This window comes from Glutamicibacter sp. St.4D3 (assembly GCF_059728615.1).
Window position 1 is genome coordinate 673,653 of record NZ_AP039380.1, and the last position, 13,205, is coordinate 686,857.

Below are 13,205 nucleotides of genomic sequence, written 5' to 3' on the forward strand. Positions count from 1 at the left end.
TGTGACTGAAGAACTGATTCATCTTGCCTATGATCCCGAATTCGACTTCCGCGATCTGCCCAAAATCTCCCTGCACGACCACCTGGACGGTGGGCTGCGCCCGCAGACCATCATCGAACTGGCAGCCGAGGTGGGCCACACCCTGCCCGCGGACGGCGCCGAATCACTGGGCGAATGGTTCCGTGAGTCCGCCGACTCCGGGTCGCTGCCGCGCTACCTGGAAACCTTTGAGCACACCATCGCGGTGATGCAGACCAAGGGCGCCCTCAAGCGGGTGGCCAGCGAGTTCGTGGAGGACCTGGTCGCCGACGGGGTCATCTACGGTGAGGTGCGCTGGGCGCCGGAACAGCACCTGGCCAAGGGGCTGAGCCTGGACGAGGCCGTGGGGGCGGTGCAGGCGGGACTGGACGAGGCCGTGGAGCGGCTGACCGAGGAAGGCCACCTGATCCAGGTGGGCCAGCTGGTCACCGCGATGCGCCACGCCGATCGCGGCAAGGAGATCGCCGAGCTGGCGCTGCGCCACCGCGGCGACGGGGTGGTCGGCTTCGACATCGCCGGCGCCGAGGAGGGCTTCCCGCCCTCGCGCATGGCCGAGGCGTTCGACCTGCTGGCCGAGAACTTCTTCCCCACCACCGTGCACGCCGGTGAGGCGGCCGGGATCGACTCCATCAAGGAGGCCATCCTGATCGGCCGCGCCCAGCGCCTGGGCCACGGGGTGCGCATCGCCGAGGACATCACCATCGAATTCGGTGGGGTGGACGATGAAGGCGAGCAGGTGGGGGAGGACACCGGCCTGGTTTCGCTGGGCCAGGTCGCCAACTGGGTGCGTGAACGCGGCATTCCGCTGGAAATCTGCCCGTCCTCGAACCTGCAGACCGGGGCGAGCGCCGGATTTGGCCAGGGCATCGAGAATCACCCGATCGACCTGCTGGTGCAGACCGGGTTCAACGTGACCATCTCCCCGGACAACCGGCTGATGAGCGGCACCACGCTCTCGGACGAGTACGAGCTGCTGGTGGAGGCGTTCGACTACGACCTGGAAGACCTGCTGGATCTGACCCTGAACGCCGCCGAGGCCGCCTTCGTGCCGCTGGAGGTGCGCGAGATGATGGTCGAGTACATCAACGACGCCTACGCGGACCTGCTGGACGACGAGGATGATGACTTCGACGATGAGTACGACGAAGACGACTTCGACGAGGACGATGAGGACTAAGCATCCACCTCAGCCATCCACCGCGGGTGGCTGAAACACGCACCGCGGGCCGGTGCCGGGTAATCCACGCGATTGCCCGGCGCCGGCCCGCCGTGCTTGGCAGCGGGGAGCGGTGAAAGGCATGGGGGAGCAATACGCGGCCCGGCTCGTCGACCTCTACGACGCGGACAATCCCGACGGGCCGGATCATGACTACTACCGGGAGCTGGCTGCACGTCATGCGGCCAACAGCATCCTGGATCTGGGGTGCGGCACCGGAATCCTGACCGTCACCTTCGCCGGGCCGGGCCGCCAGGTCACCGGAGTGGACCCCTCCGCCGCGATGCTCGACTACGCCCGCCGCCGTCCCGGCGCCCAGGCGGTGCGCTGGGTCCACGGCGACAGCCCACTGCTGCCGGATGGGCCCTACGACCTCATGGTGATGACGGGCAACGTTGCCCAGCACATTGCCGATCCACAGTGGCAGCGGACCCTGTCGGACCTGCGCGCCCGGGCGGCTGCCGGGGCGGTGCTGGCCTTCGAATCCCGGAACCCCGCGGCGCGGGCCTGGGAAACCTGGGGACAGGAGGAACCCGAAATCAGGCACACCCCGCACGGACCGCTGGCGGAACGGTGCACGGTCACCGAACAAGGCCATGGGCGGGTCCTGCTGCGATTCGACAACCACTTTCTGGCCACCGGGGAGAGGATCGGGCAGGAAACGCTGCTGACCTTCCGCGATCGGTCCACCCTGGCACGGCAGCTGCACGCGGCGGGGTTCAAGGTCAGCGCGGTATGGGGCACCTGGCGGCGCACGCCCTTCCGGGGACACGAGCCGATCATGGTGTTCGAGGCGCGGGCGTGGAACTAGGCAACAACGCACTGACGGCGGCACCTTAGCTGAAGGTGCCGCCCCGGAGTGCTGGTGTTTGCTGGAACGCTAGAACGGGTACTTCTTGGCGGTGCCCTGCACGCCGATCCAGTGGTCGGTGGTGAACTCCTCGATTGCCCACTCGCCGTTGAAGCGCCCCAGCCCGGAGTTCTTCTCCCCGCCGAACATCACGTGCGGTTCATCGTTGGCGGTGATGTCGTTGATGTGCGTCATCCCGGCCTTGATGCCGCGGGCAAAACGCACCCCGCGCTCGATGTCGCTGGTGAACACGGCCGAGGAGAGCCCGAACTCGGTGTCGTTGGCCAGGCGCAGCGCCTCGGCCTCATCCGCCGCCCGGGTAATGCCGACCACCGGCCCGAAGATCTCCTCGCGGAACAGCTCCATTTCCGAGGTCACCTCCGCGAAGACGTGTGGGGCGATGACCCGCCCGGTGATCGGGCCGGCCACCACCGGCCGGGCGCCCTGCTCGCGGGCGGTGTCGATCTTGCCGCGCAGGCCGGCCAGCTGCGAGTCGTTGATGATCGGCCCGACCAGGGTGGCCGGGTCGGCCGCGTTCCCGTACTTCAGTTCCTTGACCTGGGCGGCGAAGCGTTCGACGAACTCATCGTAGACGGCGTCCTCGACAATGATCCGGTTGATCGCCATGCAGATCTGGCCCTGGTGCAGGAACTTGCCCAGCGCCGCGGCCTTCACCGCCTGGTCCAGGTCCGCGTCGGAGAGCACCACGAACGGGGCGTTGCCGCCCAGTTCCAGCGAGACCCGCTTCATGCGCTCGCCGGCGATCGCCAGCTTGCCCACGTTCTGGCCCACCGGGGTGGAGCCGGTGAAGGAGACCAGGGAGGGGGTGGGGTGGGTGACCACATGATCCCCGATCTCCGAGCCGGAACCGATTACGGTGTTCAGCGCCCCGGGCGCCAGCCCGGCGGTCTCAAACGCCTTGGCCAACACCAGGGCACCGGTCAACGGGGTGTCCGAGGCCGGCTTGAGCACCACCGTGTTGCCCAGCGCCAGGGCCGGGGCCACCGAGCGCGCCGAAAGCAGCAGCGGGAAATTCCAGGGGCTGATTACCGCCACCACCCCGACCGGTTCGCGGTAGACGCGGTTTTCCTTGCCCGGGGCGTTGGAGGGCAGGATCTTGCCGTGCACGCGGGTTGGGAAGGTGGCCGCCTCCCGGATCGCGGCGATCGTGCCGGACAGTTCGATGTTCGCCTTCAGGTGGCTGGAGCCGGATTCGGCGACCAGCAGCTGCAGCACCTGCTCGAAGTGCTCCTGCAGGTAGTCCGCAGCCTTGCCCAGCACGGCGCTGCGCTTGGCCGGAGGCAGGCTGGCCCAGCCCGGCTGGGCGTCGGCGGCCGCCTGGTAGGCCGCATCCACATCGGCCGTGGAGGCCTGCCGGATCTCGGCCAGCAGCGTGTCGTCAAAGGGGTTGGTGGTGCGCAGCGTGCGCTGGGAGGTGCCTTCGCGCCACTGCCCGCCGATGAACAGTTCACTGGGCAGCTGATCGAGAAACTGGGGGCTGGTGAGGGTGTGCGGCTCGGTCATGGCAGGTCCTTTCGCAGGTTCCCGGATGGTGGGCGGGTCCCGGCAGGGCATTGCCCCCGTGCAGCGGCACGGGGGCGCTACGCGCGTTCCGGGACCGGGGAGGACGCCCAGCGTGCTCGCTGCGACGCCCATCACCCCCAGCGTAGGCCACCGAGTGGGGCCAGCAGCGCGGGTTGCGGGGATTAGCATGGTTTTCATGGCTGAAACCGAGACCGAGCAACTGCTGGAGACCATCGGGATCCTGCGCACCCATTGCGCCTGGACGCGGGCGCTGACCCACCAGTCGCTGCGCACCTACCTGGTGGAGGAGGCCTATGAGGTGATCGACGCGATCGGCGCCGGAAACCCGCAGGAGCTGCGCGACGAACTGGGGGACCTGCTGCTGCAGATCGTGCTGCACGCCCAGATCGCCAGCGAGGCCGGACAGTTCGGCTTCGACGACGTGGCCTACGGGCTGCGCCAGAAGATGCTGCGCCGCAACCGGCACATCTTCGACGAGCACGGGCAGCTGCGCGGGGACATCACCCAGGATGTGGCCACCATCATCGAGACCTGGGATGCGGCCAAGGCGGAGGAACAGCGCGGGCGCCGGCCCCGGGCCGGGCTGCCTGCCGGGCTGCCGGCCCTGACCCTGTCCCAGAAGCTGCTTTCCCGCCAGGCCCGTGCCGGGCGGCCGGTGGCGCCCGAGCACCGCGGCGGGGGAGCGCTGGCTGCGGCGGTGAACGACGAGCAGCAGCTGGCCGCGGCCCTGATGGGGCTCACCGCTCGGGCCAGCGAACTGGGCCTGGACGCGGAGGCGGTGCTGCGCGACGCGCTGACGGCCCGCTATGCCCAGCCCGGTGATGACACATCGTCGCCGGAAACCCCGGGTAAGCGCTAGGCTAGGAACCAGGCAACGGTGCCAACGGTTAATCTGGACCGCTGGATTGACTTGCCCCTCGACCACCCCTTTATACAAGGAGTCCAAACTCATGGCATTGATTGACGCCATCCACGCGCGTGAAATCCTTGATTCCCGCGGCAACCCGACCGTTGAGGTCGAAGTCCTGCTCACCGACGGTTCCCACGGCCGCGCGGCTGTTCCCTCGGGCGCCTCCACCGGGCAGTTCGAGGCCGCGGAGCGCCGCGACGGAGACAAGAAGCGCTACCAGGGCAAGGGCGTGCTCGGTGCCGTTGAGGCAGTCATCGAAGAGATCGCCGGGGAACTGGAAGGCATGGACGCCACCGACCAGCGTGCCATCGACCAGGCCATGATCGACCTGGACGGCACCAGCAACAAGTCCAAGTTGGGCGCCAACGCCATCCTGGGCGTCTCCCTGGCCGTGGCCACCGCCGCCGCCACCAGCGCCAACCTTCCGCTGTTCAAGTACCTGGGCGGCCCGAACGCCCACGTGCTGCCGGTGCCGCTGATGAACATCCTCAACGGCGGCTCGCACGCCGACTCCGACGTGGACATCCAGGAGTTCATGATCGCCCCGATCGGCGCCGAGACCTTCTCCGAGGCCCTGCGCTGGGGTGTTGAGGTCTACCACAACCTCAAGTCCGTGCTGAAGGAAAAGGGCCTGTCCACCGGCTTGGGCGACGAGGGCGGCTTCGCACCGAACCTGCCCAGCAACCGTGCCGCCCTGGAGCTGATCACCGAGGCGATCCAGCGGGCCGGCTACACCCCGGGCCAGGACATCGCCCTGGCGCTGGACGTGGCCTCCTCCGAGTTCTTCGAGAACGGCTCCTACCAGTTTGAGGGCCAGCAGCGTTCGGCCCAGCAGATGAGCGACTACTACGCCCAGCTGGTCGCCGACTTCCCGCTGGTCTCCATCGAGGACCCGCTGGATGAGAACGACTGGGAGGGCTGGAAGACCCTGACCGACGCGATCGGGGAGAAGGTGCAGCTGGTGGGCGATGACCTGTTCGTCACCAACCCGCAGCGCCTGGCCGAGGGCATCGAGAAGGACATCGCCAACTCGCTGCTGGTCAAGGTCAACCAGATCGGTTCGCTGACCGAAACCCTGGATGCGATCACCATGGCCCAGCGTGCCGGCTACACCACCATCACCTCGCACCGTTCGGGGGAGACCGAGGACGTGACCATCGCCGAGATCTGCGTGGCCACCAACGCCGGACAGATCAAGACCGGCGCCCCGGCCCGCTCCGAGCGCGTGGCCAAGTACAACCAGCTGCTGCGCATCGAGGAGGACCTCGGTGATGCAGCTATCTACGCCGGCGCCAGCGCCTTCCCGCGTTTCAACAGCTAATTGCCAGTGATAGCGATTAAGCTCGTCGGTAGGAACCTGCCGGCGGGCTTCGTCGTTTAACGACGCGTACCGCCGCACGGTACCGCCGGCCACAGACCAAAGAATGGGGGAGCATGGCTCAGCGACCACCACGAATGCCTCGTCGACCGACCCCCAAGCGACCCGAGGGGAACGGCGAACCAGTCACCCAGGACGCGGGCACCGGTGCGGCGCACCCCGGCAGCGGGTCGACGACGGAGCCGCGGCAGGGGCCACGCCCCGCCGCGGCCCGCCCCTCCGCCAGCGGACCGCAGGCCGCGGGGCACACCGCACGTCGCACCACCAGCGCCAAGGTGGTCCCGCTGGATCCCGAGCAGCGCTGCGCTCCGCCCACCGAACTGCCTACCGACGCGATCAACGTGGTGCCCAGCCCCCGGCCCCGCCCGGCCGGGCGCCGCCGCGCCCCCGACCCGGAAGCCGCCCCGGCCCCAGGCAAGAGCGCGCGCTCCCCGCGGCTGGAGCGGGCCAAGCAGAAGCAGTCCCAGCGCCGCCGGGTGGATCGGGTCAAGTTTTCCGCCGCGGTGCGCCGCAATCCCGCCGAGGCCCAGCCGCCCACCCGGCCGGCTGAACCCGGCGGGGAGCCGGTGGCCGCGCACCGCTTCTCCGGACGCGTCGCCGCCCTGCTGGTGGTGCTCGCCTTCTTCGCGGTGATGCTGGTGCCCACGGTGAACCACTACCGCGCCCAGATGCAGGAGATCAACGAGCTGCGCGCTTCGATCACCGCCATGGAGGCCGAACGCGACGCGCTGCAAGAGGAGATCGCCCGCTGGGACGACCCGCTGTACATCAAGCAGCAGGCCCGCGACCGGATAAACTTGGTGATGCCCGGTGAGCGGGTGTACATGGTGGTCGGGGAACGGCCCTCCGCGCAGGAGGACGAACAGGCCAACGGCAGCACCTATGAGGTGCGCCAGGAACTGCCCTGGGTCGACGCCCTGCTGGACTCGGTGCGCCGTTCGGCCACCGACTGACCAAACCGGTCCCGGCCCTGCGCCGGCCCGCCGCCACCGGCCCCGAATGACCCGAAGTCCCCTTTGTTGCGGACCCAAGACCTACGACGCAAGCGGAAGAGCAGTGAGACGTGAGCAACCAGCGAATTCATGAGGCCCTGGACGCCGCCGGGCGTACCCCCAGCGAGAAGGACCTGGAAACCCTCAGCCGGCAGCTGAACCGTCCGGTGCGCGACGTGGTGGAGATCGGGGCGCGCTGCGTATGCGGCAACCCGCTGGTGGCCACCACCGCCCCGCGGCTGTCCTCCGGCATCCCGTTCCCCACCACCTACTACCTGACCCACCCGGTGATCACCTCGGCCGTTTCCCGCCTGGAGGCCGCCGGGGTGATGAACCAGATGAACGAACGGCTCGGGCAGGATCCGCAGCTGGCCGCCGCCTACCGCGAAGCCCACGAATCCTACCTGGCCAACCGGGACGCGATTGGTCAGCGTTCGGGCACCGGTGAGGTCCCGGAGATCGCCGGGGTCTCGGCCGGGGGCATGCCCACCCGGGTGAAGTGCCTGCACGTGCTGGTCGGCCATTCCCTGGCCGCCGGGGAAGGGGTCAACCCGCTGGGTGACGAGGCGCTGGCCGGGATCGCCGAATGGTGGACCAAGGACGTGTGCTACTGCACCGGGGCCTGGGACACGAAGGGCCCGGCCCCCAGCCGGGACCGCTCCCGGCACGTAAAGACCCAGGCGGTGGATCCGGAAGTCAAACGCGCCGAGCGTGCCCGCAAGCGGGCCGAACGACAGGCGGCAGGGGAGGAGAGCTAATGCGGGTAGCCGGGATCGACTGCGGCACCAATTCCATCAGGCTGCTGATCGCCGAGGCCAGCCAGGGCGCCGACGGCGTGCAGCTGGCCGATGTAGAGCGGCGCATGCAGATCGTGCGCCTGGGCCAGGGCGTGGACGCCACCGGGCGGTTCGCCCCCGAGGCCCTGGAACGCACCTACGCGGCGGTGCGCGACTATGCCGCGCTGATCGACCGGCACCAGGTGGCGCACACCCGCTTCGTGGCCACCTCCGCCACCCGCGACGTGGCCAACCGCGAGGAGTTCCTGGACACCATCGAGCAGATCCTTTCGGTGCGCCCCGAGGTGATCAGCGGCCAGGAGGAAGCGGCGCTGTCCTTCGCCGGGGCGACCGGCGTGCTGCCAGCCGATGCGGCCGGGGAGCGGATGGTCATCGACCTGGGTGGGGGATCCACCGAGTTCGTGATCGGCGCCGGACGCACCCCACGTACCGCGGTGAGCCTGGACATGGGCTGCGTGCGGGTCACCGAACGCTTCTTCTCCGACGGCCTGGGTGGACTGGATGCCCGCAGCCAGGCCGCGGACTTCATCGACGACCAGCTGCGCGTGCTCGAATCCCTGGACCTGTCCCAGCTGACCGGGCTGGTCGGGGTCGCCGGGACCATCACCACGCTGACCGCCCAGGCGCTGGGGCTGGAGCACTACGACTCGCAGCGCATCCACGGCGCGCAGCTGGACTTCTGCCAGATGCGCGAGGCGACCGGCGCGATCCTGGGCATGAACCGGGCCCAGCGTGCGGCGCTGGGCTTCATGCACCCCGGGCGCGTGGACGTGATCCAGGCCGGGGCGCTGATCGTGCAGCGCATCCTTTCCCACGTGCACCGGGCCACCAGCGGCCGGGTTGAGCGGATCACCGCCTCGGAACACGATATCCTCGATGGCATTGCCGCCTCGGTGGCCGCCCTGCACACCGCCTAGGCCCCAGGGGCCACCTTGGCCTCGGAGCCACCCTTGAGACCCACCCACCACACACCCGCACCCGATCATGCGTCACGGCCAGCCGGCCGGCGGCCCGGGGACTAGGAGGAAACCGTGTTCGCACGCACCGGGCCCCGGATCACCCGCACCCTAGGCACGCTGCTGGCCATGAGCCTGGCGCTCGTGCTGGGAGTGGGCGGCAACCTGCTGCTGGCACCCGGCGCCCACGCCGACAGCATCCGCGAGGCCGAGTACTGGCTGGACTCGCTGGGCATCAAGGATGCCCACAAGGACGCCAAGGGCCAGGGGGTGAAGGTCGCGGTGATCGACACCGGCATCGACACCTCACACCCCGACCTGCGCGGTGCCGTCACCGGCGGCACCGACGTCTCCGGATCCGGCGGACCGACCGGCAACACCCCGATTGGGGCGCGCAGCGAGCACGGGACCCTGGTGGCCACCCTGCTGGCCGGGCGCGGGAACAACAAGGCCGAGATCGACCGGATCAAGGCCGAGAACGAGAAGCTGAAGACCGCGTGGGAGAAGGCCAAGAAGCACGCGGAAGAGGAAGACGAGGACGTTCCTGAGGAACCGGAGTACGAGACCGTGCCCAAGCCCTCCGGCGGGCCGGACGGCGTGCTGGGGGTGGCCCCGGCCGCAGAGCTGATGTCCGTCTCGCTGTGGATGGGCGGGCAGAACCCGGCCGGGATCCCGGTCGAGGAGCAGATCCCGCGCGCGGTGCGCTGGGCCGTGGACAACGGGGCGAAGGTCATCAACATGTCCTTGGGCTCCACCAGCCCGGCCTGGCCCGAAAGCTGGGATTCGGCGTTCAAGTACGCCGAGGACCACGACGTGGTGGTCGTGGCCGCCGCCGGGAACCGTTCCGGCGGGATGAGCCAGGTTGGCGCGCCGGCCACCATCCCCGGGGTGCTGACCGTGGCCGGGGTCGACGAGTCGGGCAAGGCCTCGAAGGACTCCTCCACCGAGGGCATCTCGATCGGGGTGGCCGCCCCGGCCGAGCCGCTGGTCGGCGGCATGCCCGGCGGTGACTATGCCCGCTGGTCCGGCACCTCCGGCGCCGCGCCGATCGTCTCCGGCGTGGTGGCGTTGATCCGCTCCAAGTACCCGCAGATGAAGGCGCCACAGGTCATCAACCGGATCCTGAAGACCGCCAAGGACGCCGGCGCCCCCGGGGTGGACAACCTCTACGGCTACGGGATCATGGACGCCAAGGCGGCCCTGACCGCCGACGTCGCCGAGACCAGCACGAACCCGCTGGGCACCATCGCCGAATGGATCCACGTGCACCGCCGGGACACCGACGCCGGAGCGCAGGACACCAGGGAACCGGGCATCTCCATGGAGAAGTCCGACCTGAAGCAGGTCGCCGCCCCGCAGCCGGTCGCCCCGCCGCAGGAGGCGCCGCTGCTGCAGCCGGCGCTCGTGATCGGCGCGGGGGTGCTGCTGGTGCTGGCCCTGGGCCTGGGCGGCTGGCAGGTGGCCGCGGCCAACCGGCGCTACCAGCGCTCGAAGCAGATCGACGACGCGGCACTGAGCGACCTGAAGGTTGGCCGGGCCCCGGGCAGCCGGGACCTGTTTGACGACGTGCCTGAATAGCCTTGCGGCAGCCCGGCCGGGCGTTGCGGACGGGGGGCAGCGATCCGGGAGACCGGTGCGCTGCCCCCGTTGCTGTTTCCGCGGTTCTGGACAGCAGGGCCGCCCCCCAATCAGTGAAGTTGGATCCCGGCCCGTCGCCGGACCCTGCCCAGGACTGGACCGCCAAGGGCGAACCGGTCACAACACCGGGTGGCCAATCTCCCTCCCAATGGTTAGTGAATGTTTTCACTAACCTGGTTTTTCCGCGTAGAATCGGCCATATGTCAATCATCGAAAGCTCCCAGAAGCGTCCACGCATTCTCGTTGTCGGCGGCGGCTATGTCGGTCTGTACGTCGCGAAGAAGCTCCAGAAGAAGGTCAAGGCCCACGGCGGCATTGTGACCGTGGTGGACCCCAACCCCTACATGACTTACCTTCCGTTCCTGCCCGAGGTGGCCGGCGGCGGCATCGAACCACGCCACATCGTGGTCTCGCACCGCCAGCACCTGAAGGACTCGGAACTGATCAACGGTCGGGTCACCAGCATCGACCACGCCAGCAAGAAGGCCGTCATCGACCCGGTCAACGGCGAAAGCTTCGAACTGGAATACACCGACGTGGTGATGAGCGCCGGTTCGGTCACCCGTACCTTCCCCATCCCGGGCCTGGCCGAAGAGGGCATCGGGCTGAAGACCATCGAGGAAGCCACCGCGCTGCGCAACCAGGTTTCCGAGCGCATCGAATCGGCCTCCAACATGACCGACCCGGCCGAGCGCAAGCGTGCGCTGACCTTCGTGGTCGTCGGCGGCGGCTTCGCCGGCATCGAGACGATCACCGAAATCGAGGACATGGCCCGCTACGCCATCTCCTTGAACGACCGCATCGGCCAGGACGAAGCCCGCTTCGTGCTGATCGAGGCCATGGGCCGCATCATGCCCGAGGTCACCGAGGACCAGGCCGTCTGGGTTGTCGAGCACCTGCGCAGCCGCGGCATCGAGGTGCTGCTGAACACCTCGCTGGCCGACGCCACCGATGGCACCCTGAAGCTGATCAACATGGGCGACAAGTCCCCGGCCGGCGAATTCGACGCCGACACCCTGATCTGGTGCGCCGGCGTGATGGCCAACCCGATGGTTCGCTCCACCGACTTCCAGATCGAACAGCGCGGCCGCATCGAGACCCGCACCGACCTGCGCATCAAGGACGCCAACGGCGACCCGGTGGAGGGCGCCTGGGCGGCCGGTGACGTCTCGGCCGTGCCGGATGTGACCGGCGGGCTGCCCGACGGCACCTGCGTGCCCAACGCACAGCACGCCGTGCGCCAGGCCAAGCTGTTGGCCAAGAACCTGTACGCCGCCCGCTACGGCGTGGGCACCATCAAGGAGTACAAGCACAAGAACCTTGGTGCCGTTGCCGGTTTCGGCCGCAACAAGGGCGTGGCGCGCATCAAGTCGATCAAGCTGCGCGGCTGGCTGGCCTGGATGGCGCACCGCGGCTACCACGGCATGGCAATGCCGACCTTCGAGCGCAAGTTCCGCGTGCTCGGCGACTGGATGGTTGCCCTGTTCTTCAACCGCGATTCGCTGCAGCTGAACAACATGCAGAATCCGCGCAAGGCCTTCGAGGAGTCGGCCAAGCCGAAGAAGTAGCCTGCCGGCCGAAGAAGGCTGCATCAAGCGATGATTGACCCGACGGTGGGCCGACGCCACAGGCGCCGGCCCACCGATCCTTGCCGTTCCGGCGAAATTTCAGAAAATGGGAAAACATCGCGTAGGATTTTTCAAGCTGGCCCCTATGGTGGAATTGGCATACACGGCTGACTTAAAATCAGCTGCCGCAAGGCTTGTGGGTTCGAGTCCCACTGGGGGCACCAAAAGATACGCCGCTACATCCCCGGTTTTCGCGGGGCGGTAGCGGCGTTGTTGTTTTCTGTGGCAGGTTCAGGAGCATGCCGGTGCACGCTGCCAGGTACTTCGATCCGGCATCCGGGCGCCGCAGCCCGAGCCTCTGCGGCCGGGGCTGTGTTGGTGGTGGGCTAGAAGTCCTGCGCCTTGGCCCATGTCGTCCTGTCATAGTAGGCCCGGTGTTGACCGTTGCCGGTGGCCACTTCAACGGTCTTCAGCTCAGGGCTGGCAGGTGCCAGATTTTCCATGAAATCCCGCGCAATGTCCTCAAGGATCGCACTTGCCGCTGGTCCCGGCCACGCGGCGAAGACCGCCGCGTCCTCCACGCGAATCCGCAGCGTTCCAAGCTCACCTGCGGACCAGGAGTCAACGAAATAGTGCGGGATGGTGATCGCATCAGGGCACCGGGCCCGGTGAGCCTCGAGCCACTGCTGGCCCATCCGGTTCGCCCAGCGTTGCGGATCCGTAGCCGCCTGCGGGACCTGCCAGGCAATGCACTGCTTGTCCCACGCGGCCTCGGACCGTCCCTCGGCCAGCGCCCGGGAACGAGCTCGCTCCAGCTCGCTCGCGGTCCGTGGCACCGCCGATGCGGGGGCCGAAGCCGCGGCGGTGTTGCGTGTAGGGACAATGGGGGTCCCGGCGTTCGCCTCGGCGGTGAGCGCGGGATCGTTGCGCAGGAATTCGTCGGACATGGTGCTTGATATCAATAGCAGGAGGATCGCGGTCAGCGACGCAAGGACGGCGATGTTTCCTGCGATGCGCTTGACGCGACGAGACAAGGAACCCTCCAACCAGTGACGTACCGGCTGCTCACGGGTCCCTGCCGACCGGCAGCTGGCAACCGCGCGGCACGAGGAAGTGATCCACCCACCACGACGCCGCTGCCAGCGGATTTGCGAGCCAGCCGGTGAGAACGCGTGAGCCTGTGAATCCATTATGTGGCACCTGCAAGTGAACTGCCATTTCAGGGTTCCGATGGTGATCTCATCCGTAGGAATGAGCGCCGGGAACACGAACTGACGTAGTCTTAAAGCAACTGTCGTTAAGTAGCAACGAGGCAC

11 protein-coding genes and 1 tRNA gene are annotated in these 13,205 nt (G+C 68.3%); 10 read left to right on the top strand and 2 right to left on the bottom strand.

Annotated features, from left to right (window positions below; translation table 11 throughout):
- The first annotated feature begins 1 nt into the window (after nt 1).
- Together AC6I21_RS03115 and AC6I21_RS03120 are read left to right on the top strand one after the other, a co-directional pair.
- A complete protein-coding gene (locus tag AC6I21_RS03115) occupies nt 2–1,216 on the top strand; it encodes an adenosine deaminase (protein WP_497763090.1) in 1,215 nt (404 codons plus the stop codon).
- A 121-nt stretch (nt 1,217–1,337) separates the two neighbouring features.
- Nucleotides 1,338–2,066 carry a class I SAM-dependent methyltransferase gene (locus AC6I21_RS03120; RefSeq protein WP_497763091.1) on the top strand — a complete coding sequence of 243 codons (729 nt, stop codon included), beginning with the start codon at nt 1,338–1,340 and terminating at the stop codon, nt 2,064–2,066.
- 69 nt (nt 2,067–2,135) lie between these two features.
- On the opposite strand, the gene AC6I21_RS03125 is transcribed toward AC6I21_RS03120, so the two are convergent.
- Entirely contained in the window at nt 2,136–3,629 is a 1,494-nt protein-coding gene (locus AC6I21_RS03125) for an aldehyde dehydrogenase family protein (protein ID WP_497763092.1), read from the bottom strand.
- Between the two features lie 196 nt (nt 3,630–3,825).
- Between AC6I21_RS03125 and AC6I21_RS03130 the strand changes: the two genes are divergently transcribed.
- From AC6I21_RS03130 to AC6I21_RS03165, 8 genes are all read left to right on the top strand, one after another.
- The gene (locus tag AC6I21_RS03130) at nt 3,826–4,509 is read left to right on the top strand and encodes a MazG nucleotide pyrophosphohydrolase domain-containing protein (RefSeq protein ID WP_497763093.1); all 684 of its coding nucleotides are present in this window, start codon (nt 3,826–3,828) and stop codon (nt 4,507–4,509) included.
- A gap of 91 nt (nt 4,510–4,600) precedes the next feature.
- The gene (eno, locus tag AC6I21_RS03135; RefSeq protein ID WP_138173582.1) at nt 4,601–5,881 is read left to right on the top strand and encodes a phosphopyruvate hydratase; all 1,281 of its coding nucleotides are present in this window, start codon (nt 4,601–4,603) and stop codon (nt 5,879–5,881) included.
- 113 nt (nt 5,882–5,994) lie between these two features.
- On the top strand, nt 5,995–6,891 hold the full coding sequence (locus AC6I21_RS03140; protein ID WP_497763094.1) for an FtsB family cell division protein: 897 nt from the start codon (nt 5,995–5,997) through the stop codon (nt 6,889–6,891).
- 110 nt (nt 6,892–7,001) lie between these two features.
- Nucleotides 7,002–7,688 (top strand): DUF501 domain-containing protein, encoded by a 687-nt coding sequence (locus AC6I21_RS03145; RefSeq protein ID WP_497763095.1) that lies wholly within the window; start codon nt 7,002–7,004, stop codon nt 7,686–7,688.
- Entirely contained in the window at nt 7,688–8,644 is a 957-nt protein-coding gene (locus AC6I21_RS03150) for a Ppx/GppA phosphatase family protein (RefSeq protein WP_497763096.1), read from the top strand. Before AC6I21_RS03145 ends, AC6I21_RS03150 begins: the two co-directional genes overlap by 1 nt.
- A gap of 168 nt (nt 8,645–8,812) precedes the next feature.
- Nucleotides 8,813–10,261 carry a S8 family serine peptidase gene (locus AC6I21_RS03155; protein WP_497763399.1) on the top strand — a complete coding sequence of 483 codons (1,449 nt, stop codon included), beginning with the start codon at nt 8,813–8,815 and terminating at the stop codon, nt 10,259–10,261.
- 260 nt (nt 10,262–10,521) lie between these two features.
- Nucleotides 10,522–11,889 carry an NAD(P)/FAD-dependent oxidoreductase gene (locus tag AC6I21_RS03160; protein WP_446754726.1) on the top strand — a complete coding sequence of 456 codons (1,368 nt, stop codon included), beginning with the start codon at nt 10,522–10,524 and terminating at the stop codon, nt 11,887–11,889.
- Between the two features lie 139 nt (nt 11,890–12,028).
- Nucleotides 12,029–12,113, top strand: a tRNA-Leu gene (locus AC6I21_RS03165).
- A 162-nt stretch (nt 12,114–12,275) separates the two neighbouring features.
- On the opposite strand, the gene AC6I21_RS03170 is transcribed toward AC6I21_RS03165, so the two are convergent.
- On the bottom strand, nt 12,276–12,923 hold the full coding sequence (locus AC6I21_RS03170; protein WP_497763097.1) for a hypothetical protein: 648 nt from the start codon (nt 12,921–12,923) through the stop codon (nt 12,276–12,278).
- Nucleotides 12,924–13,205: the final 282 nt, after the last annotated feature.

Excerpts from the sequence above, each read along its gene's own strand:
- AC6I21_RS03120 (WP_497763091.1), top strand. The coding sequence starts at position 1,338 with ATGGGGGAGCAATACGCGGCCCGGCTCGTCGACCTCTACGACGCGGAC.
- AC6I21_RS03125 (WP_497763092.1), bottom strand. The coding sequence starts at position 3,629 with ATGACCGAGCCGCACACCCTCACCAGCCCCCAGTTTCTCGATCAGCTG.
- AC6I21_RS03130 (WP_497763093.1), top strand. The coding sequence starts at position 3,826 with ATGGCTGAAACCGAGACCGAGCAACTGCTGGAGACCATCGGGATCCTG.
- eno (WP_138173582.1), top strand. The coding sequence starts at position 4,601 with ATGGCATTGATTGACGCCATCCACGCGCGTGAAATCCTTGATTCCCGC.
- AC6I21_RS03140 (WP_497763094.1), top strand. The coding sequence starts at position 5,995 with ATGGCTCAGCGACCACCACGAATGCCTCGTCGACCGACCCCCAAGCGA.
- AC6I21_RS03150 (WP_497763096.1), top strand. The coding sequence starts at position 7,688 with ATGCGGGTAGCCGGGATCGACTGCGGCACCAATTCCATCAGGCTGCTG.
- AC6I21_RS03155 (WP_497763399.1), top strand. The coding sequence starts at position 8,813 with ATGAGCCTGGCGCTCGTGCTGGGAGTGGGCGGCAACCTGCTGCTGGCA.
- AC6I21_RS03160 (WP_446754726.1), top strand. The coding sequence starts at position 10,522 with ATGTCAATCATCGAAAGCTCCCAGAAGCGTCCACGCATTCTCGTTGTC.